This is a genomic window from Pseudoalteromonas sp. NSLLW24, from assembly GCF_015864725.1.
Lineage (GTDB): Bacteria > Pseudomonadota > Gammaproteobacteria > Enterobacterales > Alteromonadaceae > Pseudoalteromonas > Pseudoalteromonas arctica.
In genome coordinates this window covers 77,706-102,275 of record NZ_JADYWQ010000017.1, presented here as the reverse complement: position 1 = coordinate 102,275, position 24,570 = coordinate 77,706, and the positions used below count along the sequence as shown (strand labels likewise).

Below are 24,570 nucleotides of genomic sequence, written 5' to 3'. Positions count from 1 at the left end.
GCAGCCAAAGCTTGGGCCTCACATTACCCGAACTTGGTTAAAGTATTAATTAATTTATGGGTTTATTATCCATACAAGCTAATTAATAAGGACAATGCTCCTCACCCGTTTTAGTGGACACCTCCTCATCACTTTGAGGAGGCTAAAATGCCTAGATATACCCAACCTAGAAAGACATGGTTTTACCCAGTTAATTTCAAAATAAAAGTGTAGTGGCATAGTGATTTTGGCCACAATTTTCATACAGAGTTATATAAAACCAAGTGGGGGTTTTTTATGCCTTAGTTTTATCAAAAACGTCCACTAATGTTAAACTACAAAAAACTTAATTACTTAATTACTTAATATAGCTATGGCATTTTACATTCCGTTATTACAACCTCATTTTAAGCACATTGAAATTGGCGATACGCTTACATCACTTTGGAGTGGATGTGGCAGCGAATAAACAAGACACCCATCCTAAATTTTGCACTTTTCTTAAAGCAGATTTAATTCGAGGAAATAAATTTGAGAGCAGCGGTAAACTATTATCAAAATTAAAGGTTTACCTAAATTATTTTTACAATAGACAGCGATTGCATTCGAGTTTAGGATATAAATCACCTGCCGAGTTTGAATCGGCAGTTAATTGAAACGTGGAAGGTGTCCACTTTATCGGGTGAAGATCAACTAAAACAGTTGGCTCAGTTTCGCTTCGCTGCACATTTTAGCCAACAATTTTAGTCCGCTTAATGTGGGCGTTATAAGGCTTAGAATGATAAATCGATATCCTAGCCATGAAGAAGTTGAGCATCTTAATAAATTGCTCGGATTCAAAGCGACTGGAAATGAACAAGATTGGGCAATACAATTTGCAGATCATTCCCGAATATCAGAGTTTCTAGAGGTTTACCTAAACTCGATGATTTCTCCTGCTCAAAAGATTGAAATTATGGAATTAATTATTGCTTCGTTTGATGATTTACTCGCATACGAAAATGACAATAACGAACTTTGGTCAATGATCTGTGCTGCAATGTACAAAGATATTCACTTATTTAAAGGTACTTTAGATTATTGGGGTTGTGGTCAGAATAGAATTGAAGATGAGTTATTTCATATTACAAAGAAAATTAGGTTGTTTGAACACGCCTTATAACAAAGCGCTAAACGGGACAAAAACGCAATGCCATGCTTCGCATATTGTGGCATCACGTTTTAGCCCGTTAGCTTAGTGTTATATACCTAGGGAAGTTATGGTCGCTCATTCAAAATTTGTTCAATTATTAGCTTACGTTTGTGCTGTGATTCTTATTCCCGTATACGTTTTTGGTTCTATAGCTTTATTTTATGCAACTTATAAATCAACTTTAAATCCTGACGTGCTAATTACATTATTTATTGCTGCTGTTGCTATTGTAGTTTCTTTTTTCGGTTACAAAAGCATGTATTTATTAATTCGTTTTATCAAAACACTCAAGGCTAGTTTTGAATTTGACGAAAATGGAATATGTTTAAATTTTCAAAGTAATTCCCAAAAATATACTTGGGATGCACTTAAAAATTCAAAAGACTATCCAAGTTGCCAAATTTTTTGTTTAATCGATGATAGTGGTAATCATCTTTATTCTATTTGGGAGTATGCTTCTAATTACTCACAATTTAGAAAATTAGCTTTAGAGAAAATCGGTATATAACAAGCTGTTCAAGCGGGCAAATGCTCCTCACCCGTTTTAGTGGACACCTCCACATCACTTTGAGGAGGCTAAAATGCCTAGATATACCCAACCTAGAAAGACATGGTTTTACCCAGTTAATTTCAAAATAAAAGTGTAGTGGCATAGTGATTTTGGCCACAATTTTCATACAGAGTTATATAAAACCAAGTGGGGGTTTTTTATGCCTTAGTTTTATCAAAAACGTCCACTAATGTTAAACTACAAAAAACTTAATTACTTAATTACTTAATATAGCTATGGCATTTTACATTCCGTTATTACAACCTCATTTTAAGCACATTGAAATTGGCGATACGCTTACATCACTTTGGAGTGGATGTGGCAGTATTGTGCAGTGCCAGCTTGATGATAAAGCCTGTGTTATTAAAGCTATTAAAATACCCAGTTATATACACCATCCTAAAATTAAACAAAGCGAATTTGCACTTAAAAGAAAGCAGTATTCCTATAGTGTTGAATACACTTTTTATAAGCTTTATAGCCAGCACTTACCAAAACATGCGCAAAGTATTAAATGTATAAGCGCAGTTAATAAAGATGATGAATACGCGCTGGTGTTTAAAAACTTTATCAAACATGGGTTTACTCAAGCAGGGCCACAACATGTTAAAGCTATATTAAGGTGGCTTGCACACTTTCATGCGTTTAACTTAAGTAAACCCGCTGATGGGTTGTGGCAGCAAGGCAATTACTGGCATTTAAGCACGCGCCCAGATGAGTTTAATAAACTAAAAGATAACCTTGATAAAAAGTCCGATATTAAAAATGTTGCACATAAAATAGATGAGCAACTACAAAGTTGTGCGTACAAAACGCTGATTCATGGCGATGCAAAACTTGCTAACTTTGCAGCAAATGAGCGCGATCAAATACTCGGTTATGATTTTCAATATATAGGTGCAGGTTGCGGGATAATTGATGTAATGTATTTTATGACCAGTTGCTTGAGTGATGCACAATTACACGAGTGCGCTGATGAGTACCTTGTGTATTATTTTGATAATTTAAAAGCTGCTATTACAACTTATCACCCTTGGGCACCAGCAGGTATAATAGCTGACAATTGGCTCGCTTTATGGCCTGCTGCATGGGCTGACTTTTATCGATTTTTAGCTGGCTGGAGCCCCGAGCATCAAAAAATAAATAGTTATATGCAACAGCAAGTAAACAGCTGGTTAGCGGGTAACATTTAATAAACACAATTGGTTGATGGCTTGCATAAATATCAAGCAAAACAATGCATTTTGGCACGATGTATGAAAATCTCTTTAAAACTACAGGTCAAATGACCTTTTTTAATATAAAATACTGCAAATTCTTGTATCAGTAGGTTTATATCATGGCAATTCACGTTATTTCTCACCCTCTTGTTCAACATAAACTAGGCCTAATGCGAGCGCATGGTATTAGTACTAAAAGCTTTCGTGAATTATGTTCTGAAGTTGGAACCTTATTAACTTACGAAGCAACTAAAAACCTACAGTTAGAAGATAACGAAATTACAGGCTGGGATGGCAATAAATTAAAAGTAGAGCACATTAAAGGTAAAAAAATTACCGTAGTGCCTATTTTGCGTGCTGGTCTTGGCATGATGGACGGTGTTATGCAGTTATTACCAGCCGCGAAAGTAAGTGTTGTTGGTCTTGAACGTAACGAAGAAACACTAGAGCCAGTACCATATTTTGAAAAGCTAGTAGGTAATATTGATGAACGCCTAAGCTTAGTTATTGACCCTATGCTTGCAACGGGTGGCTCAATGATTGCCACAATCGATATGCTTAAAAAAGCAGGCTGTAAAGAAATCAAAGTAATTGTACTTGTTGCAGCACCAGAAGGTGTTGAGAGAACACTTGCCGCTCATCCTGATGTAGAAATATTTACAGCCTCAGTAGATAGCCACTTAAACGAAAAGGGCTATATTATCCCTGGTTTAGGCGATGCAGGCGACAAAATATTCGGTACTGTTTAGGAGTCTTAAGTGCAAAATAATGACACCTTTTCAATAAAAACTATTTTAACGGGCGCGCAAATGCTGTTTGTAGCATTTGGTGCATTGGTATTAGTGCCGCTTTTAACGGGCTTGGATCCTAATGTTGCGCTTTTTACCGCAGGCCTTGGTACTTTGCTGTTTCAGGTAGTGACTAAAGGCCAGGTGCCTATATTTTTAGCTTCATCGTTTGCCTTTATTGCTCCTATTATTGCCGCTGTGCAAATGTGGGGCGTACCGGCCACTATGGGCGGCTTAATGGTTGCAGGTTTTGCTTATATGCTTTTAAGCTTATTAGTAAAATTTAAAGGCGTTGCAACGCTTCATAAAATTTTACCGCCTGTTGTTGTAGGCCCAGTAATTATGGTTATTGGCCTTGCGCTTGCACCTGTTGCTGTAAATATGGCGATGGGTAAAAGTGGCGATGGCAGTATTCAAATTATTGATTACACTAGCGCTATTTATATATCGTTGTTCTCGTTAGTGGTTACGCTTATTTTTGCAGTATGGGGAAAAGGCGTATTTAAGCTTATACCTATATTAGCAGGGGTTGTAGCGGGTTATTGTTTATCGCTTGGTATGGGCGTTGTGCAATTTGACGCAGTGACTAACGCGCAGTGGTTTGCTGTACCAAACTTCACTTGGCCTGAGTTTAAATGGCAGGCTATTTTGTTTATGGTACCTGTAGCAATAGCACCTGCAATTGAACACATTGGCGACATGATGGCTATTAGCCAAGTAACCAATAAAGACTTTTTGAAAAAGCCTGGGCTTCACCGCACTTTATTTGGTGATGGCCTTGCGACGTCTGCTGCATCATTATTTGGTGGCCCGCCTAACACTACATATTCAGAAGTTACGGGCGCTGTAATGCTTACCAAAAACTTCAATCCTAAAGTAATGATGTGGACAGCCGTTATTGCCATTATTTTAGCGTTTGTAGCTAAAATGGGATCTGGTTTGCAAACTATTCCTGTGCCAGTAATGGGCGGCATTATGATTCTACTTTTTGGCTCTATTGCTGTAGTGGGTTTAAATACACTGGTTAAGTCGGGCGATGATTTAACAGCACCACGCAACTTAAGTATTGTTGCACTTATTTTGGTGTGCGGTATTGGTGGTATGCATATTGGTGGCAGCCAATTTAGTTTAGAGGGCGTAAGCCTCTGCGCTATTTTAGGAATAGTACTTAACTTAGTATTACCAAAAGCAGAACCTGAAAAAGTTTAATTTTGTACATTAGGTAAATAGATTGCACCATAATAGCGCATTTTGAATGCGCTATTTTTTTAACCTATTAATAAATATATAAAAATAATAATGGTCTAGTACCTGCATTTAACTCCCAGACGCATTGTATGCAAAGGAGTAACTATGTCAGAGGCCAATATTGTGGATATAACCCCGTTTTTAGCAAAACACCAACTGCCTTTAAAGTATCAATATTTGAGTGAGCAATATTTTGTTCCACTCGCGCATGACATCCTCGAATCTAAAAAAACAAATACTCCTATTTTTGTTGCCATAAATGGATGCCAAGGCTCAGGAAAAACAACACTCGCTGATTTTTTAGTTACCTGGTTTTCTAAAAACACTCCGTTTAATAGTGTTGCATTGTCGATTGATGACTTTTATTTAGCAAAACAAGCACGTACTGAGCTTGCCAAAGATGTACATCCTCTTTTTACTACTCGCGGAGTACCGGGTACTCACGACGTAGCGTTAATGAATAGCACAATAACTAACTTACTTGCAGGTGAGATAAACATACCGCTTCCGCGTTTTAATAAACATGAAGACGACTGCGTGCCAGCAAGTGATTGGCTAACAAACAAAAAGCCCGTTGATATTATTATTTTAGAAGGGTGGTGCGTAGGTAGTGAGCCACAACCGCTGTTTTCATTGAGTGAACCGCTTAACCAGTTAGAGCAACAATTTGATAAAGAAGGTGTTTGGCGCCGCTGTATAAACAGCTGTTTAGCAAACGAATATAAAGCCGTTTTTAACCTAATTGATTATACCGTTATGCTAAAAGCACCGAGTTTTAGTGATGTTTTTACATGGCGACAAGAGCAAGAACAAAAGCTAATAGCCAAAAAAGGTGAAGGCTCAGGCACCATGACTAACGAGCAATTGGTGTATTTTATTTCTCATTTTGAGCGTATTACACGTGAGAACTTAAACACACTGAGCGCTAAAGCAAACGCTTTAATTGAGCTTGATAGCAACCGCGATATTAGCGGTATGCATCTAACAAGTGATGACACCCTCCAGCCAATTATTTTTACAGATTTGGATGGCACATTACTCGATCACGCTGATTATAATACAAATAATATCAGTGAGTTATTACAGCAGCTGCAAAATGCGCATATTCCGGTGGTGTTTAATACCAGTAAAACTTTTTGCGAAGTCATTGAGCTTAAAAATGATTTAAATATTCAACAGCCTTTTATTGTAGAGAACGGCGCAGCAGTATTTATTCCAGAAGACTATTTTGAACTTAAGCCTATCGGTTGTAAAAAAGTAGGCGCTTACTGGTGTTATGCGATGGCAAAGCCATTATCGAGTTTATTACAGGATTTAAATACCTTAAATGCCGATTACAAAGCGCATTACAAATTGTTTAGCGACTTATCGAGTGAGCAAATATCAGAGCTTACCGGGCTAGACGATGCACAAGCAAGACGTGCACAAACACGCGATTATTCAGACCCTCTTTATTGGTATGGCAACGACGAATTACTCACCGCCTTTGTAAATGATGTAGAAGCACTCGGTTACGATATAAAAATTGGTGGGCGCTTCATTCATATTGCTAAAAATACCGATAAAAGCGCTGCACAGCAGTGGTTAGTTAAACAATTTACCCATCATTTCAGAAAGCCTCTCACGGTCATTGCACTTGGTGATAGCGATAACGATAAGCAAATGTTAGAGCATGCAAATATCGCCATTATTATCGCCAACCCGGCGAGTAAAAAGCCGGTTAAATTGTCGCACAACAAAGCACGATACTCTCAATCGCCAGCACCGCTGGGCTGGATTGAAGAAATAACATCGTTGCCGTGCATTAGCAGTATTTTAAGTATTTCTGAGGAGCAAAAGTCTCATGGCTGATTTTTATCAAAATGGCATTATTACTACATTACATAACATTGCCGACAGACCAATTGAAGATCTAGAAAAAGAGCTACTTACTTTTAGTAAGCAGCGCCCAATGGGATTAATACTTCCTTCGTTATTTAGTGAGCTTGAAGGCCCTGCGCTGCAAAATATAGTTAGTGAGTTGCGTGAAGTACCTTATTTATCACAAATCACTATAGGCTTAGATAGAGCCGACGAAGCACAGTACCGCCATGCACTTGGCTTTTTTAAAGAGCTAAACCAAAACCACAAAGTATTATGGAACGATGGCCCACGCTTACAAGCACTCGATAAAGAATTACAAGAGCTAGGGGTTGCACCTCGCGAGCTTGGTAAAGGCCGTAATGTTTGGTATTGCATGGGCTATAAATTAGCAACAGCAGAAGTAGAGTCTATCGCGCTGCATGATTGCGATATTTTAACCTACGACAGAAGCTTACTTGCGCGTTTAATTTACCCTGTTGCGCATCCGCGTTTTAACTATGAATTTTGTAAAGGGTTTTACCCACGTACTGCTAATGGCAAAATTAATGGGCGTGTATCGCGCTTATTAGTAACGCCGTTGCTTCGCTCGTTTAAAACAATTTTAGGCAATACAGACTACCTTGAATATATGGATTCGTTTAGATACCCATTAGCAGGGGAGTTTTCGTTTAGACGCGATGTATTAAATGATATTCGCATTCCAAGTGACTGGGGCCTTGAAATTGGCGTGCTGAGCGAAATGTATCGTAACTACTCCCATAACCGCTTGTGCCAAGTAGATATTGCCGATAACTATGATCATAAGCACCAAGAGCTTTCACTTGATGACCAAAGCGCAGGCTTGTCTAAAATGTCGATTGATATTACCAAGGCATTATTTAGAAAGCTGGCTACACAAGGCGTTACTTTTACCAGCGAAACGATTCGTTCATTAAAAGCGACTTACTACCGTATCGGTCTAGATTTTATTGAAACCTATCACAACGATGCGTTAATGAACGGGCTAACGCTTGATGTACACCAAGAAGAAAAAGCAGTAGAAATGTTTGCGCAAAATATTATGGAAGCAGGGCAACACTTTTTAGAAAACCCAATGGAAGCGCCATTTGTGCCAAGTTGGAACCGTGTTGTATCAGCAATGCCAGACGTACTTGAGCGCTTAAAAGAAGCCGTAGAGCTAGATAACGAAGAATATAGTTAACCTGCGCGCAGGTTAACTAGCCTATAAGTCTAAACAATAAATATTAGGGGCGCATGTGATTTCAGTTAGCGAATTATTTTTACAACGAGTAGAGCAACATCTTCATATTATCTATGAAGGTGTTGAGCTGCCTTTATCGGTTACTGAGCTTGCTCAGCAACTTATTAAAATTATATTAGGTAGCAATGCACTGCGCGACCCTACACCCCATACAAATCGATGGGATGAACAAGATATAGTATTGATTGCCTATGGCGACTCAATTATTAAACACGATGATAGTGAATTTGCAGTATCAAGCCCAATAGAAGCGCCGCTTAAAACGCTACACAGTTTTATAAAAGAGCAATGTGATATGCAGCTTAATGCACTGCATATATTGCCATTTTACCCGTACAGTTCAGACGAAGGCTTTGCGGTAATGAACTACGTGCAAGTTAATGAGTCATTAGGTGATTGGGGTGATATTCAAAACATCGCTAAAGACGTAAAGCTAATGGCAGATTTAGTTATTAACCATTGCTCAAGCAGAAGCGTATGGTTTGAGAACTTCTTAAACGATTTACACCCGGGTAAAGACTACTTTAAAACGGCGAGCTTAACGGATGATTTAAGCCAAGTTGTGCGCCCGAGAACCTCATCGTTATTAAATACTGTAATAACGCCAAGCGGCGAAAAGCATGTGTGGTGTACGTTTAGTCACGATCAGGTCGATTTTGATTTTGGTAATCCCGATGTGCTTAAAGAGTTTGTGGGAATAATTCGTCATTATTTAGATAATGGCGTACGTTTGTTTAGACTCGATGCGGTTGCATTTTTGTGGAAACAGCTTAATACAAGCTGCATTAACTTACCGCAAACACATGAAGCCGTAAGGCTAATGCGAACACTTATTGAGCACGCAGAGCCTAGTGTAGTTATTATTACCGAAACTAATATTCCAAACCAAGAAAACCTATCGTACTTTGGTAACGCCAATGAAGCGCACAGTATTTATAACTTTGCACTGCCACCGTTATTGCTACATACATTATTAAGTGGTGATAGTGCAGCGCTTAAACATTGGATGATGAGTATGCCGCCTGCGCAAAATGGTACGGCATACTTTAACTTTATAGCCTCGCACGATGGAATAGGGCTCAGGCCAATTGAAGGTTTATTACAACCTAGCGAAGTGGCGTCATTAGTAAGTACCACTATGCAGTTTGGTGGTCGTGTATCTATGCGTACCAGTAACGATGGCACACATACACCATACGAGCTAAATATTGCTTTATTTGATGCAATGCAAGGGACGCACAATGGCCCCGATAAGTTTGGCCTTGAGCGATTTATGTGTGCTCATGCAATTATGTTTGCACTTGAAGGTATCCCAGGGCTTTATATTCATAGTTTGTTGGGTACAACTAACGATTACGACCGATTTGAAAATTCACAGCATAATCGCGCTATAAACCGCCATCGTTGGCAAGAGTCAAAGCTATTAGCTGCAATTAGTGAAAAGTATAGTCATCATCATAAAGTGTTTAACGGCATAAAAAGCTTATTGGCAGTACGTAAAAAGCAGGGTGCTTTTCATCCTAACGCAACGCAATTTACTTTGCATTTAGCGGGTGGGTTGTTTGGTTTTTGGAGACAAAGTATAGACCGTCGCCAAAGCATATTTTGTGTTTATAACATTAGCGATAAACCACAAACGCTCACATTGGCCGACTTAAACTTAATTAACACCCAAAAGTGGTTTGATTTAGTGGCAGATAAAACGATTGAAGAAAGCCAATTAACAATAGAACTAGAACCATATCAAAGCGTGTGGCTGAGTAATATTAAATAAGGCGCAATAATACCAATCCTCAAAATTGATCACTTAATTAAGCGGATTTATATAAAAAGGCTCGCACTGCGAGCCTTTAATTTAATTAATAACGTTGTTACTAATTATAAGCTGTAGCTTAAGTTAATGTAGCCAAAACGACCAATGTTATCGTAACTTGCGCTACCCGCGCTTGTACCACGTGAACCGTACGGAAGTTTACGGTTAAATACGTTATCAACACCTACTTTAACGCCTAAACCGCTATCGAAGTTATAACCAACAGTCATATCGGTAATAAAGTATTTACCGTAAGACATTTGATTACTTGGATTTGGGTTGTTTTCAAGTTCAACATTTGTGTATAAATCGACTTCACTTAAAAAGCGTGTTTCAACTGTTGAGAAAAAGTTATCCATAACATAACTTACAGATAAGTTAGTTTGCCACTTAGCTTCACCTGTAGTACCTGCGTATTCAATGTAGTTACTAGGATCGTCTTGGAACGGGTAATCTTTACGTTCAATTAAGTAAGTACCAATTAAGCGTGTTTTAAAGCTACCTTCAAACGCGTCAAAATCGTAACCTAGTTCAAAATCTATCCCTGATGCTTTTTGGCCAGCAACATTTAATACAGAGTTTTGAATTAAAGTAATTTCACCATTAGCATTACGTGTAATTAAGTCACAGTACTGATTGTTTATACCTGTTGCGCTATCTACACAGCGATCAAGAATGTCTTGAGCGTTAATTGTGTCAATTGCATCTTCAAGTTCAATTTCCCAGTAATCAATAGTAAGTAGCGCGTTTTCTAAAAACTCTGGTTGGTAAACAATGCCTACAGTTGTACTTGTTGACTCTTCGCCTTTTACATCGCGGTTACCACTGCTTAAACCATCTAATGACGCTGAATCGTAATCTGAGTTAAAGTCACTCGCTACGCCTAATGCGGCACAGTTTGCAGTACGTGTTGCACCGTTTGATAAGTCACCTAAGTTTTCAGCGCGACACGGGTCGTCTACATTGTAGAAAGTTTGGCTTGCTGCACCAAATACTTCACTAATGTTTGGGGCACGAAGTGCTGCAGATTGAGTTACACGTACACGTAGCTCATCATTTACAGTCCAATCAAGGCCAAGTTTCCAGCTAGTTGCTTCGCCAATCGTACTGTAGTCAGCATGACGTACTGCAGTATCAAACACTAAATCTTGAATAAGCGGTAAATCAGTTAAAATTGGCATCGTCGCTTCAAAGAATACTTCGCGAACATTAAACGAGCCCTTATCTTCGCCCAGTGCGTTAAAAAAAGTACCTTCAGCGTTATCTGGCTCTTTTGTTTCGCTTTCTTCTTTACGGTACTCAGCACCAAATGCAACACCTACATAGCCCGCTGGTAATTCAAAAATAGCGCCATTAGCAAGTGAGCCAGAAATAACTGTTTGCTTAATAGTTGATGTGCCAACAGATACCGTATTAATGTAATCAATGGCTTGTTGAGATGGCGAACCAAACCCCATAATATTTACAGGAACACAGCCATCAGCTTGGGCTGCAGCACTACGACATACTACGTTACCATTTGTATCTTCAACTGCATCAAGTGCATTAAAGTAGTTGGCTACAATCATGTTAGCGCCGTTTTCACGCTCTAGATCAGTTTGGCCATAAACAACTGATGTATCTAATTCCCAATCTTCAAATACAGTACCTTTTAAGCCGGTAACAAAGCGCGTTGTTTCACGCGTATTGTTTTCAATGCGGCGGCCAAGGTCGGTCATCATGCGGTTAACCATGATCGAATCAACACCTTCCTCTTCCATACGTGCTTTAATGGCTGGGTCTAGGTAAGGGTTGTCGATTTTGATGCTGTTTTCATCGTCAAAGAAGAAAAATGCAGGTTGGCCTATGCTTTCACCTTGGCTGTTTACATATTTAGCATCAAAGTAAACGTTTAAGTCGTCGGTAACATCGTAGTTAACTTTAAAGTTTACGTTGTAGCGCTCAAACTCAGGTTGAATCTCTTCAAATTGACCAAGATTAAACGAATCACAGTTTGCACACGACAAGCCATCTACATTATCACCTATGTATAAGTCGCGAGCGCTGCTGTCGGCGTTAAAGCTATTAGTATATCCATCTTCAAGTGCATAAACACCGGCGTTATTAATAGCGTAATAACCAGCATTAGGTGTTAAGATTTTATCAGGGAAAGCTGCGCTATCTTTGTTTACTTCTGTTTGGGCTTGATTACGTAAACTACTAAACGAAGTGCTAGTCCAAGGGTGATCAAGCGCGTTTAATGAATCCTGGCCTGAGTATTCAATAGCAAAAGCTGCATTACCACGATCGTTATCAAAGTTAGAGCCGTATGAGAACGTCGCTTTTTCGTTGTTGTAGCTGCTTAAATCGGCAAAACCACGTGTAACGCTAAAGTCCATACCTTCAATGTTGTCTTTTAATATAAAGTTAACAACACCTGTTACCGCATCAGCACCGTATACAGCAGATGCACCACCGGTAATTATCTCTACACGTTCAACCCATACACTTGGAATAGTGTTGGTATCTACAGATTGAGAACCTGCAGAGCTTGATACATGACGCTTGCCATTTACAAGTACCAAAGTACGATCTGTACCCATGTTACGTAAATCAAGAATATTTAAACCCGCAGTACCAATAAAACGGCCTGAGTTAGCCATAGAATATGTATTGCCAAGTGCAGGTAAGTTATTTAGCGCTTCACCAATGTTTACTGCGCCAGTGTTCATTAGCTGCTCGCCACTGATGACTGTAACCGGTGCAGGCGCAATAGCACCTTCACGTAAAATACGTGAACCCGTTACTTCAACACGTTCAATTTTTGTTGTTTGCTCATCTTGTGCAAGCACAGAATTACTTGCTGTTGCAGCAGCAGTAATTAATGCACATTTAATGCTAGTAGAAAGTAAATTATGACGTTTCATTTGATTCCCAGAGAACATTTTATAGTAATTAAATACAATGTAGTTTTATCCAAATGCAGTTTGTATTTGGATAAAGCCCTATAACTTTTTTATGAGGGCGGCGATTATTGCACGGTAAAACTAGTAATAGAAGGGAGGTATCTAGATGGATTTTAATAAGTTAATCCTGTATCAATTTTTATAAAGTACATTTTGTTGCGTTTTTAACACTAATATTTTTTTAATTATTTGCTACAAATTTGTAATTAAGAAGGGTTGTTGTTTTTTATATATACTTCTCATTATCATTTAATGTTTTTTGTTTTCATTGGCGTGTTAATAATGAACTTTGTAGGGGGGTTATCATTACTTTTTAGGGAAGGGTTATTTAGTTAAAAATCTTTTAAAGAACACTTATTGAACTTTAATGTTTTATTTGTGTGATTTTTTTGTTTTTATAAAGTGATTTTAAATACGTATCTTTTGTTACTCATAAATCTAAAATGAGTAAATTTCATCTTTAAAAAGTAAAAAGGCCCAATTAAGGGCCTTTATATTAACAATTAAACTTACATGCTATATGAAAAAGTAATGTAGCCAAAACGTCCAATATTGTCGTAGCTAGCGCTTCCGCTTCCATCACCACGTGTGCCATAAGGTAGTTCACGATTGAATAGGTTATCAACGCCCACTTTTAAGCCAACACCATTGTCAAAGTTATAACCAACTGTCATATCAGTAATTATGTATGTACCAAAAGTAGTTAAACTATTTGGGTTAGGGTTATCGCTTAAATCTTGGTCTGTGTATAAGCTTACTTCTTCGATATAACGAGTGCTTAAAGATGTGTATAAGTTCTCGTAGCTGTATTCGATATTTAAGTTAGCTTGCCATTGCGCTTCACCTGTAACGCCTGCATATTCAATGTAGTCGCTAGGTTCATCTTGGAATGGAAACTCTTTACGCTCAATCAAATATGTACCAATAAAGCGCGTTTTAAAGCTACCTTCAAGCGCATCAAAGTCGTAACCTAACTCAAAGTCAACACCAGATGCTTCTTGACCTGATACATTAAGTACTGAGTTTTGAATTAGCGAAATCTCACTGTTTGCATCACGTGTAATAAGGCTACAATATTGATTCGAAATACCTGAGCCGCTATCAACACAACGATCTAGGATATCTTGTGCACTGATAGTCGAGATTGCATCTTCAAGCTCAATCTTCCAGTAATCGATAGTTAGTGTTGCGTTTTCAATAAACTCTGGTTGGTACACTAAACCAATAGTAGTACTTGTAGACTCTTCACCTTTTACATCACGGTTACCACTTTGTAAACCTTCAAGTGTTTGTGAGTCATAGTCAGAATCAAAACCTTCTGGAACACCTAATGCAGCACAGTTGGCACGGCGTGTACTACTGTTTTGTAAATCATTTAAGTTGTCAGCTTGACAAGGATCGTCAACATTGTAAAAAGTTTGGCTCGGTGCACCAAAAATTTCACCAATATTTGGCGCTCTTAGCGCTTCTGATTGAGTTAAACGAAAACGAAGTTCATCGTTTAGAGTCCAATCAAGTCCTAATTTCCAGCTAGTTGCATCGCCAATTGTGCTGTAATCAGCATAACGTACAGCAGCATCTAAGACTAAGTCTTGAACAAATGGCATATCAGAAAGTAGTGGAATTGATACTTCTGTAAAAATTTCACTTACATCAAAGTCGCCTTTGTCTTCGCCAAGTGCATTAAAGAAAGTACCTTCAGCATTGTTTGGTTCTTTCGTTTCACTTTCTTCTTTACGGTACTCAACACCAAAAGCCATACCTACATAACCTGCAGGTAATTCAAATAATGCACCATTGGCTAAAGAAGCAGATACTACAGTTTGAGTGATTTCTGATGTACCTGTAGAAACTGTATTAATGTAGTCAATTGCAGCATCACTTGGCGCACCAAAGCCCATGATATTTACAGGAACACAGCCCTCTGCTTGTGCTGCTTCACTTCTACACACAATGTTACCATTGCCATCATCTACGGCATCAAGTGCGTTAGAGTAGTTTTCGAGAATCATATTAGCGCCATTAACGCGCTCTAATTCTGTTTTACCACGTACAATAGATGCATCTAAATCCCAATCATTAAATACCGTACCTTTAAGGCCTGCTACAAATCGAGTTGTTTCGCGTGTATTGTTTTCAATGCGGCGACCTAAATCAGTCATCATACGAAGTACATTTATTGATTCAACACCAGCTTCTTCCATAAGCGTCTTAACGCTAGAATCCAAGAATGCGTTGTCTATTTGTATTGTATTACGAGGGTCGCCAAAGAAAAACGCAGGTTGCCCAATGCTTTCGCCTTCGCTGTTCACATATTTAGCTTCAAAATATGCATTAATATCTTCAGTTACATCATAGTTAACTTTAAAGTTTACGTTGTAACGCTCAAATTTTGGTTGTATTTCATCAAACTGCGCTAGGTTAAACGAATCACAATTTGCACATAGAAGACCGTCAACATTATCACCGGTATAAATATCACGTTGAGAGCCATCAGCATTAAATGTATTTACATAACCACTACCTAGGTTAAATACACCTGCGTTATTAATCGCATAGTAACCAGCATTTGATGTATAAATTTTATCTGGGAAATTTGGATCGTCTTTATTTGAATCGTTTTGAGCTTGGTTACGTAGGCTTGAGTATGAACCGTCAGTCCAAGGGTGATCTAATGCATTTAAAGAGTCTTGAGCTGAGTATTCAACTGCAAATGCAGCATTACCACGGCCATCATCAAAGTTCTTACCATATGAAAAGGTTGCCTTTTCATTGTTGTAGTCACTTAGATCAGAAACGCCTTTAGTTACAGTAAAGTCTAAACCTTCTATGTTATCTTTTAAGATAAAGTTAACAACACCTGTTACAGCATCAGCACCATAAACAGCAGAAGCACCGCCAGTTACAATTTCTACACGTTCAACCCATACGCTCGGTATGGTATTAGTATCAACAGATTGTGAACCAGCTGAGCTCGAAACGTGGCGTTTACCATTAACAAGTACAAGCGTACGGTCAGTACCCATGTTACGTAAATCAAGAATATTTAGGCCTGCAGTACCAATAAAGCGGCCTGAGTTTGCTAAAGAATATGTATTACCTAGTGCAGGTAGTTTATTTAACGCTTCACCGATATTTACTGCACCGGTATTAAGAAGTTGTTCGCCAGTAATTACAGTTACTGGTGCCGGTGCAATTGCACCTACTCGACTAATTTTTGAACCAGTTACTTCAACTCGTTCTATTTTTGTATCCTTAGCATCTGCTGCAATAGCAGTATGTGACAAACCAATTGCACTTAAACAAAGAGCTGTTTTTATGCTGCGTGAGAGTTGGTTATAAGATTTCATGTTATCCCCTAGATGAATTATTTGTTTTTTTAAAACTTAAGTGCAATATAAAATTCATGTTAGTAATTATTTGTATACAAAATTTACATCGCGTACCCATGTTTAACACTTGCAGGTATTTAGGCAATAAATTATCGCTGAATCTACAAAAAAAGAAGATAAGACGATTGTTAAAATATAGTTAAAACAATGGTTTAAAGTGTTTCAGTTAACTTTTGGTTTATATTATTAGCAATGTATTTTTGTTTTTTATCTTGTTTGCCTTTTTTTTATTTTTTTAGCTGTTGATTTTTAATGATATAAATAGGAATCTAATTTTATCTTTGGTTTAGTTGTTGTGTTTTATGGGATTGTTTTTTGTGACTTTTAAGGTTTTATATCTTAGCGGTATAGCGTGATAACCCATTTCCATAAGTTTAAAGATTAAGCTCTGTCTTTTACGTCTAATACAAACTGTAAAGGGGCTTTACAGATAGCTTCCAAAGTTCAGAGTAGTAGAGTTACTTTTTTTACTTTAATTGATACAATTAGGCGTCTTTCATTCATAAGGTTGTTCATGAAATATTTCTTATTAAATATTGCGTTATTATTTAGCTCATTGGTTTTAGCCGAGGAACCTGTCGATCTTGAAGTAAATATGAAAAACACGGGCCTTGCATATAAACAAGCGGTGCAGGCAACTCAACTTAGTGAATTTAATACTGCGATTGATGAATTTATAAAGCTGGTTAAAGTGAGTAAAACAGGTAAGTTTTACAAAAAACCTGAGCAGTCATTGCAGGGCCTTGATAAAGTGATTGCGCAAGCTGAACTTGCAAAAAAAGCAGCAAACGAGCAGGGGCTAAGTGCGGCAAAAGAACCACTGAAAAATATAGATGATTTACGTAAAAAATATCATGAGTTACACGAGCCTCCAGGGTTCTTTGAATTACTGTTCGGTTCATAAACCTAGACTATATGTATCTTTAGTAGCTACTTTTAAGCTAATTGCGTTAAAGATATCTGCAGCAATAAATATAAGGAAACACAATGGAAATTTCAGTTTCAATGTTAGAAGGCCAAAAGCAAAGCGCTAAATTTGGCGACCTAGAAGTAATAAGCGATCAAAGCGTAAACGCTGGTGGCAATGCAGAGTATCCAGAACCGTTTGATTATTTTTTAGTAAGTATGGTTTTATGTGCAGGTTTTTATGCGCGTAAGTTTTGCGAGCAGCGTGATATTTCAACGCAAGGTATGACGCTTACTCAAAATAACGAAAATGTAGATGACAACGGTAAAAAGCTATTTTCAATTGAGATTAACTTACCAGAAGGCTTCCCTGATAAATATAAAAAGGCGCTTATTGCAGCCGTTAATACCTGTACGGTAAAAAAAGTAATTCAGGCAGTGCCAGAGTTTTCAGTAGTGGTAAAATAGTCCCCCCTAAATTAGGTAGCTTAAGCAAGCTACCTAATTATATGTTGAGCATCCCCGTTTAACTTATTTCTTTTTCATTCCTTGTACTGCTTTAAAGCGTGGGTTGTTTTTACAAATTACAAATACGCGGCCTTTGCGTTTTACAATTTGACACCCCGGACGTTGCTTGGCACTTTTTAGAGAGCTTAATACTTTCATACCTTTTCCTTTTTAACAGTCGATAAACTTTTAAAACGACGATTAAACTGCGCAACGCGGCCATCTGTAGCGGTTGTTTTTTGCTTGCCTGTATAAAATGGGTGCGAGTCACTTGATACATCAATAGGTACGTATGGATATGTATTACCGTCTATTTCTACTGTGCGGCTCGTTTTTATGGTTGAGCCAATAATAAAGTAAGAATCGGCAGCGGTATCGTGAAAAGCAACCACGTGGTAATCAGGATGAATATTTGGTTTCATAATACGCCTCAATAAATGATATGTGATAGTATATCATTTCAATTTAACGTATTTATTCTCCCATTGCAAATTATTTAAATGTTCCTCAAAAAGGCCGTAATTGCTGGCTATTTGCGCAAACAAATCAAAAAATAAGCACTTGAATCAAAAATGCTGGCTATTGGCGTTTAGGCTGTTATAACTATATTTAAGAGTTAAAACGTTAACAAATACGGTTATAAAGTTATTACAGAGGTTATGTATGAGTGACGCAACACAACAACAAGAACAAATTGATCAAGGGGTGATGGAAACCCTAAGAGAGCGCGACCACAGTACCTTGGCGCAACAAGTAAATCCTTTAACCTGCAACCACAATGATATTGTAGAGTTACTAGCAAGGTATATGGCACTAAGCGAGCAAGAAGATGATGAGCTGTTTGATGATTGGTTTGATAACCTAACTAAAGAGCAACATACTGTTTTAAAAGTATTTGAAGTTTACCGTGGACAATATGAGCACCAAAATTAAAGTGTTTATTTTTGTAAGTATGCCAAATCCAGTGGTTATTTAAATAAAACTAAATAGCCACTACTACTTTTTCATTAAAGAGTAGCTATGTTGTATCAACCACTACTCCCACCTGTTTAAATCATAATTTTTTGCGGATTGAATCTTATATTTATTTAGGCACGACTTACTGATATTTATAAATATTTATTTATTGCTATTTTTAGGTAATGTTCTAGTTTGAATAGGCAGACTGTTTATAGTTTAAATAAGTTTATCGGATTATATACTCGAAAATATTCGCTCCAGTTTCGTAATTTATAAAACATTTAAAATTAATAGAGCTTTAATGATTAAACCTGAGATTCCAAATAACGAAGCTGAGCGATTACACGCGCTTAGAGCATTAAAAATTCTAGATACGTCTCATGAAGAGCGCTTTGATCGTGTTACTCGTATTGCCAAGCGTATGTTTAATGTTTCTATTTCATTGGTTACTTTGATTGACGAAGACCGCCAGTGGTTTAAATCAAGGCAGGGGCTTGATGCGGCTGAGCTTCCTCGCGAAACCTCATTTTGTGGCCACACCATAAATCAAGACGAGTTATTAATAATCCCAGATACAGCTCAAGACGAAAGGTTTTTTGATAACCCCTTTGTTACAGGCGATCCTAAAGTACGCTTTTATGCAGGCTTTCCTTTAAAATTAAGGGAAGGAGTCATTATAGGCACTTTGTGCCTTGCCGATAATAAACCTAGACAACTCAATGATGAAGAAAAACAATTACTAAGAGATTTAGGCACGTTAGTCGAGCGAGAAATTCAATCAATTCAACTAGCCACAATTGATGAGTTAACAAGAATCTCTAATCGACGTGGCTTTTTAAACCTTGCCGAACATACGCTAAATGTATGTAGGCGAAACAAAGTATCAATGTCGTTTATATTGTTTGATCTCAATAAGTTTAAACAAATTAATGATATTTATGGACACCACGAAGGCGATTTTGTATTAAATAAATTTGCACAAATTATGCTTAGTTCATTTCGTGATTGTGAAGTCATAGGTCGACTTGGCGGAGATGAATTTGTTGCGATGTTAAGCGACTCAGACGAGACAAAAGCAGAGTTTGTTTTACAAAGGTTTGCGGATGCAATAGCGCATGCTAATAATACCTTAAACAAGCCATACAAAATTGATTACAGTGTAGGGGTAACACACTTTAAACACGATACAGGTAAATCGGTTGAGGATATGATTCAAGATGCTGATGTTGCAATGTATCAGCAAAAAAAGCAGCAATCACTCTAGTGAGCTATTTAGTTTAATTGCTGCTTGAACTTCACTTATCTTACTCAAGTTAGTACAAATCTTATAATATGCCGTTATTCGCTATTGCAGTCATTTTTTGCAGCGGGTGATGCTAAAGACACATTTGGTTGCCAAATCCTGTTCCATATTTTATGAAGATTGTTTAAGTTTGGTCTTTGACTTATTTTTTCAAAGTTACCAATGCTCACTTCTGAATCATTTTTTTGACCCACTACAAAATTAAACACATAGTTGCACTCCATGCCCATACGTAAATCAGAAAGTACAATATTGCTTTGCTGTTGGCGCACCGAATAAAACCCTTTAGTAAACCACTGCAAGCGTTTTATAGCCCATTCATCGCTAATATTATTTAACAGTGAAGGCGTTGTTTGATAAGCCGTTAATGTAACATCGCTGGGCGCGTCAAATACTGATGCATAACCTTCGTAGTATTGTCCGTCAGACATCACAACAATACGCCACAGCAAAGTAGTTAGCGGAGCAGGCGTACTAACATACGCATTGACTGGTATTTGCCTGTTGTTGAGAGCCGTTTTTACTTTGTCATCAATATTTACTTTTAAAATTAAAGCGCAAAATAAATATAGACTACTTAAAACTAAGGCTGCTGCATTTATACGATAAGCCGTTGCTGCTTTTATTTTGGGTATTAGCGTACATATTACGCCAATTAATAAAGGAAGCGTGTAAGCGGGGTCAATAATAAACACACTAGAAACCGCAAAGGGGTACTCAGTAAAAGGCCAGAGTAGTTGTGTACCGTATACCGTTAGGCTGTCTAATAGGGCATGTGTAGATAAGCTTAAAAATACTAGCCAAAACCAGCGCACTTTATAAGTTTGCATTCCCGCGTGTACTTTTAATATTAGCCATACAATGAGCGGGCTAATTAATAAATGTATTAATAACGAATGGCTAAAGCCACGGTGGTAAGTAAATGCTTCTACAGATCCGCCATATGGCAAAAATACATCTAAATCAGGGAGCGTGCCTAGAATTGCTCCCCATAAAACGGCTTTTCGACCTATTTTATTGCCTAACACCGCATAACCTACAGCACTGCCTAATGCTACCTGCGTTAAAGAATCCATTTTGATTAATACCTTTAATTAATACTTTTATTATTTATACTTTTTGATTATTAAAAAGCGTCAAAAAATAATGTGAAATATTTGATAAGCACATCAATGCCCAAAATTTATAAACTAAGCCTGGGCTTTATAAAATCTAAAAAAGCCACAATTCGAGACGATACCGCACTGTTTTTATAATACACGGCTTGTACAACCTCTCGATTATTAGGAGAGCTAACTGCACTGGGTAACACTTCAACTAATTTACCTGTTTTTAGGTCATTGCCAATCATAAAGTGAGAAAGTAGCGCAACGCCTTGGTTTGCAATACATAGTTGGCGCACTGTTTCGCCGCTGCTTGCGCTAAGCGAAAACGTAAATAAAGCGGGCTTTACTAACGGCCAAGTGTTTAATTTTGGGGAGTCACTAAAACCAATTAACTTATGATTTTGTAAGTCATCTATTTGTATAATTGCTGCGTTGTTTTTTATATATTCTGGGCTGGCTACAATACGTAACTGACTACTGCCGAGTTTACGAGCATGTAAGTTTGAGTCTTTTAAATCACCAATGCGTATGGCTAAATCGGTTTTATGTTCAAGTAAATCAATAATGCTGTCGTGTGAGGTTATATCAAGCGTTATGTGGGGGTAATGCTTGGCAAATTCGTCAATTAAAGGCGTAAGTTGGTGCAATACAAAAGGGCTTGCCGCATCTATTCGCAGCTTGCCACTTGGCGCTTGTTTTAAAAGCTTTATGGCTTCTTCACCGGTATAAAGCGTATTTAATCCTTCGCGCGCATATTTTATAAAAGTATGGCCCTCTTCGGTAAGTTCTAATCGGCGTGTTGTTCTGTTTAGTAAAGTGCATTGCAGTGTATTTTCAAGGCGTGATACAGCTCGCGACACTTTAGCCACTTGTTGATCGAGCAAATTAGCTGCCCCCGAAAAGCTTCCGCAATCTACTACCGTTATAAACGTTTCTAAATCTTCAGTTTTTGAATGAACCGCCATAATATACCAACACCATCTTTGCATTATTAACAAAAGTATTTTGTCACTAATGCTATTTTTTGCAAACGATATTTTAGCCAAACTACATTCTTCAAATATTAATGAGGATATAACTATGCCATTGGCTTTGTGGGCGCTTACCTTAAGCGCATTTGCAATAGGAACAACTGAGTTTGTAATAGTGGGATTAGTACCCACCATTGCAAACGACTTAGGCGTAAGCCTACCTTCAGCGGGTTTGCTTGTAAGTTTATATGCGGTTGGCGTTGCTATTGGTGCACCGGTGCTAACAGCTTTAACGGGTCGTTGGAATCGTAAAGTGGTCTTAATAAGCTTAATGGGCTTGTTTGTATTGGGTAACTTACTCGCTTGGCAAGCGCCAAGTTACGAAACATTAATACTTGCGCGCATTTTAACGGGGCTTGCCCATGGTGTGTTTTTTTCAATCGGATCGATGATTGCCACAAGTCTAGTAAGCAAAGACAAAGAAGCCAGTGCAATTGCAATTATGTTTACCGGGCTTACTGTAGCACTAGTAACTGGTGTGCCACTAGGTACATGGATTGGACAACACTTTGGTTGGCGTGCAACGTTTTTAGTTGTGTCGGTATTAGGTTTAATTGCATTAATCGGCAGCTCTATTTTAGTGCCAAAAAACTTAAAACAATCAATACCAGCCACGTTTAAAGAACAACTACAAGTAATTGTAAAACCGCGTTTATTACTCGTGTATTTAATGACGATATTGGGATACGGCGGCACGTTTACAGCGTTTACTTATTTAGCACCTATTTTAGAGCAACAAACAGGTTTTGCGCCTTCGGCTATTGCTTTAATAATGCTTGTTTACGGTGTATCGGTAGCGATAGGTAATATTTGGGGTGGAAAGTTGGCCGACAAACGCGGCCCAATTAGCGCACTGAGCATTATATTCAGCGCTTTGAGTATTATTTTACTGATATTTACTTTTACGATGGAATCAAAAATTGCTGCTGTACTTACTATTTTAGTCTGGGGCGCATTTGCTTTTGGTAATGTGCCAGGCTTGCAACTTTATGTAGTAAAGCAAGCACAAAAGCACACGCCAAATGCGGTAGATGTTGCATCAGGTTTAAACATAGCCGCATTTAATATTGGTATTGCACTTGGCTCAATTATTGGTGGTAGCGTAGTAGAGAACATGACCCTGCAAGATACAGCATGGATAGGCGCCGTTATCTCTGTTTTAGCACTTGGTGTTACACGCTACAGCGGTATGCTTGATAAACGTGAAATTCCGCAAGCATAAAGCCTTAGCAGGGTCTGTTGACCTTTTAGGATTAAATTTGTTCAATCTAGGGAGGATTTAATCACGGAGCGAGGTTTGTAACCTAGTGGGCTAAGTAAAAATCGAGGGACAAAGAGTAAATCCACCCTAGGAAGAACCTACAGGCAGCGCGTATTTGGCATTTATGCTGCGTTATCGCCTATTAATGTGGAACAACCACACTGCATAGGCTCTGCCTTGCCTAAATACCAAATACACTGCTGCAAATGTAATCTCTAAAGATTAACAGACCCTAACCTTGAAACTAAAATTAATGACCTCATACCTGTTATGAGGTCATAGATTTTTAAGTGACAGTCGTAATAAGAAGTAAAAGGTGTATTTCGTAAAACTTTTAAAAGTTTGTATTTCAAACCGATTATTTTATAAGGATAAACCATGACAAAACGTGTAATAGAAATGCCAGAACTCGGTATGGGAACATTCCGCTTAGAGGGCGACACTGCCTATAACTCAGTAAAAATGGCGCTCGAAGTTGGGTTTCGCCATATTGACACCGCACAAATTTATGGCAACGAAGAGCAAGTAGGTCAAGCCATAAAAGATAGTAATATTCCGCGCAGTGAAATATTCTTAACTACCAAAGTGTGGAATAACAAATTAAATAAAAGCGACTTTATCCCAAGCGTTAAAAAGTCACTTGAAAAGCTACAAGTTGATTCGGTCGACTTACTGCTAATTCATTGGCCATCGCCTGCTAACGACGAGCCAATGAGTGAATACCTCACTGAATTACTAAAAGCGAAGCAGCTTGGTTTAACTAAGCACATTGGTGTATCAAACTTCACCATTGCAAACTTAAATGAAGCAATGCAAACGCTTGACTCGCGTGAAATATTTACCAATCAGGTTGAGGTGCACCCATATTTAACTAATACTAAATTACGCGCATTTTGTGCTCAGCACGACATTCATGTAACAGCGTACATGCCATTTGTAGTAGGCAAAGTACTTAAAGATCAAACCATTATCGACATTGCTAAAAAGCACGATGCAAGTCCAGCACAAGTTGTTTTAGCATGGGTTAACGCCAGTGGTATGACGACAATTCCATCATCAACTAAGCGTAAAAACTTAGAAGATAACTTTAACGACCACGTTAAATTAGATGATGAAGACATAGCCCGCATTGATGGCCTAGATTGTGGCGACCGCCAAGCAACACCAGAATTTGCGCCGCAGTGGGATCAGTAAACTTACCTCAAACGCAAAGTTAAACTAAATATTTTAAGGTGTAGATTATCT

General features: G+C 38.0%; 20 protein-coding genes and 1 pseudogene. 15 read left to right on the top strand and 6 right to left on the bottom strand.

Annotation, left to right across the window (positions count from 1 at the left end):
* Nucleotides 1–479 precede the first annotated feature (479 nt).
* The 9 genes and pseudogenes from I6E72_RS16180 to I6E72_RS16140 form a co-directional block, all read left to right on the top strand.
* Nucleotides 480–635: pseudogene (locus I6E72_RS16180) on the top strand (IS3 family transposase); the annotation flags it as partial.
* A 299-nt stretch (nt 636–934) separates the two neighbouring features.
* Nucleotides 935–1,141 (top strand): hypothetical protein, encoded by a 207-nt coding sequence (locus I6E72_RS16175; RefSeq protein ID WP_197113115.1) that lies wholly within the window; start codon nt 935–937, stop codon nt 1,139–1,141.
* 97 nt (nt 1,142–1,238) lie between these two features.
* A complete protein-coding gene (locus I6E72_RS16170) occupies nt 1,239–1,679 on the top strand; it encodes a hypothetical protein (RefSeq protein WP_197113114.1) in 441 nt (146 codons plus the stop codon).
* 278 nt (nt 1,680–1,957) lie between these two features.
* On the top strand, nt 1,958–2,914 hold the full coding sequence (locus I6E72_RS16165; RefSeq protein WP_197113113.1) for a DUF1679 domain-containing protein: 957 nt from the start codon (nt 1,958–1,960) through the stop codon (nt 2,912–2,914).
* A gap of 146 nt (nt 2,915–3,060) precedes the next feature.
* Nucleotides 3,061–3,690 carry a uracil phosphoribosyltransferase gene (gene upp, locus I6E72_RS16160; protein ID WP_024591723.1) on the top strand — a complete coding sequence of 210 codons (630 nt, stop codon included), beginning with the start codon at nt 3,061–3,063 and terminating at the stop codon, nt 3,688–3,690.
* A 9-nt stretch (nt 3,691–3,699) separates the two neighbouring features.
* Entirely contained in the window at nt 3,700–4,938 is a 1,239-nt protein-coding gene (locus I6E72_RS16155) for a uracil-xanthine permease family protein (RefSeq protein ID WP_024607205.1), read from the top strand.
* Nucleotides 4,939–5,082: 144 nt separating this feature from the next.
* A complete protein-coding gene (locus tag I6E72_RS16150) occupies nt 5,083–6,828 on the top strand; it encodes an HAD-IIB family hydrolase (protein ID WP_197113112.1) in 1,746 nt (581 codons plus the stop codon).
* Nucleotides 6,821–8,041: a glycosyl transferase gene (locus tag I6E72_RS16145; RefSeq protein ID WP_002958673.1), complete on the top strand. Its 1,221-nt coding sequence runs from the start codon at nt 6,821–6,823 to the stop codon at nt 8,039–8,041. Before I6E72_RS16150 ends, I6E72_RS16145 begins: the two co-directional genes overlap by 8 nt.
* 55 nt (nt 8,042–8,096) lie before the next feature.
* The gene (locus tag I6E72_RS16140; protein WP_197113111.1) at nt 8,097–9,875 is read left to right on the top strand and encodes a sugar phosphorylase; all 1,779 of its coding nucleotides are present in this window, start codon (nt 8,097–8,099) and stop codon (nt 9,873–9,875) included.
* A 104-nt stretch (nt 9,876–9,979) separates the two neighbouring features.
* Here I6E72_RS16140 and I6E72_RS16135 read toward each other — a convergent pair whose 3' ends face one another.
* Both I6E72_RS16135 and I6E72_RS16130 read right to left on the bottom strand, forming a co-directional pair.
* Nucleotides 9,980–12,820: a TonB-dependent receptor domain-containing protein gene (locus tag I6E72_RS16135; RefSeq protein WP_197113110.1), complete on the bottom strand. Its 2,841-nt coding sequence runs from the start codon at nt 12,818–12,820 to the stop codon at nt 9,980–9,982.
* 548 nt (nt 12,821–13,368) lie between these two features.
* The gene (locus I6E72_RS16130; protein ID WP_101217008.1) at nt 13,369–16,209 is read right to left on the bottom strand and encodes a TonB-dependent receptor plug domain-containing protein; all 2,841 of its coding nucleotides are present in this window, start codon (nt 16,207–16,209) and stop codon (nt 13,369–13,371) included.
* A 556-nt stretch (nt 16,210–16,765) separates the two neighbouring features.
* Here I6E72_RS16130 and I6E72_RS16125 point away from each other — a divergent pair.
* Both I6E72_RS16125 and I6E72_RS16120 read left to right on the top strand, forming a co-directional pair.
* Complete coding sequence (locus I6E72_RS16125) at nt 16,766–17,155, top strand: cytochrome b562 (RefSeq protein ID WP_197113104.1); 390 nt, start codon at nt 16,766–16,768, stop codon at nt 17,153–17,155.
* An 83-nt stretch (nt 17,156–17,238) separates the two neighbouring features.
* Nucleotides 17,239–17,625, top strand: a complete 387-nt coding sequence (locus I6E72_RS16120; RefSeq protein ID WP_024591728.1) for an OsmC family protein — start codon at nt 17,239–17,241, stop codon at nt 17,623–17,625.
* Between the two features lie 63 nt (nt 17,626–17,688).
* On the opposite strand, the gene ykgO is transcribed toward I6E72_RS16120, so the two are convergent.
* Together ykgO and I6E72_RS16110 are read right to left on the bottom strand one after the other, a co-directional pair.
* A complete protein-coding gene (gene ykgO, locus I6E72_RS16115) occupies nt 17,689–17,823 on the bottom strand; it encodes a type B 50S ribosomal protein L36 (protein WP_002958669.1) in 135 nt (44 codons plus the stop codon).
* Complete coding sequence (locus tag I6E72_RS16110; RefSeq protein ID WP_007580864.1) at nt 17,820–18,086, bottom strand: type B 50S ribosomal protein L31; 267 nt, start codon at nt 18,084–18,086, stop codon at nt 17,820–17,822. The genes ykgO and I6E72_RS16110 overlap by 4 nt, the downstream gene beginning before the upstream one ends.
* 241 nt (nt 18,087–18,327) lie before the next feature.
* Here I6E72_RS16110 and I6E72_RS16105 point away from each other — a divergent pair, with 241 nt between their 5' ends.
* Nucleotides 18,328–18,597 carry a hypothetical protein gene (locus I6E72_RS16105; protein ID WP_007580861.1) on the top strand — a complete coding sequence of 90 codons (270 nt, stop codon included), beginning with the start codon at nt 18,328–18,330 and terminating at the stop codon, nt 18,595–18,597.
* A gap of 328 nt (nt 18,598–18,925) precedes the next feature.
* Nucleotides 18,926–19,888 carry a sensor domain-containing diguanylate cyclase gene (locus tag I6E72_RS16100; RefSeq protein ID WP_165722726.1) on the top strand — a complete coding sequence of 321 codons (963 nt, stop codon included), beginning with the start codon at nt 18,926–18,928 and terminating at the stop codon, nt 19,886–19,888.
* Between the two features lie 74 nt (nt 19,889–19,962).
* On the opposite strand, the gene I6E72_RS16095 is transcribed toward I6E72_RS16100, so the two are convergent.
* Both I6E72_RS16095 and I6E72_RS16090 read right to left on the bottom strand, forming a co-directional pair.
* Complete coding sequence (locus I6E72_RS16095; RefSeq protein ID WP_197113102.1) at nt 19,963–21,003, bottom strand: metal-dependent hydrolase; 1,041 nt, start codon at nt 21,001–21,003, stop codon at nt 19,963–19,965.
* Between the two features lie 107 nt (nt 21,004–21,110).
* Nucleotides 21,111–21,998, bottom strand: coding sequence for a LysR family transcriptional regulator (locus I6E72_RS16090; protein WP_197113101.1), 888 nt, complete (start codon nt 21,996–21,998; stop codon nt 21,111–21,113).
* A 115-nt stretch (nt 21,999–22,113) separates the two neighbouring features.
* Between I6E72_RS16090 and I6E72_RS16085 the strand changes: the two genes are divergently transcribed.
* Together I6E72_RS16085 and dkgB are read left to right on the top strand one after the other, a co-directional pair.
* Nucleotides 22,114–23,286, top strand: coding sequence for an MFS transporter (locus tag I6E72_RS16085; RefSeq protein WP_197113122.1), 1,173 nt, complete (start codon nt 22,114–22,116; stop codon nt 23,284–23,286).
* A 417-nt stretch (nt 23,287–23,703) separates the two neighbouring features.
* Nucleotides 23,704–24,519: a 2,5-didehydrogluconate reductase DkgB gene (dkgB, locus tag I6E72_RS16080; RefSeq protein ID WP_024591732.1), complete on the top strand. Its 816-nt coding sequence runs from the start codon at nt 23,704–23,706 to the stop codon at nt 24,517–24,519.
* The last annotated feature ends 51 nt before the right edge of the window (nt 24,520–24,570 follow it).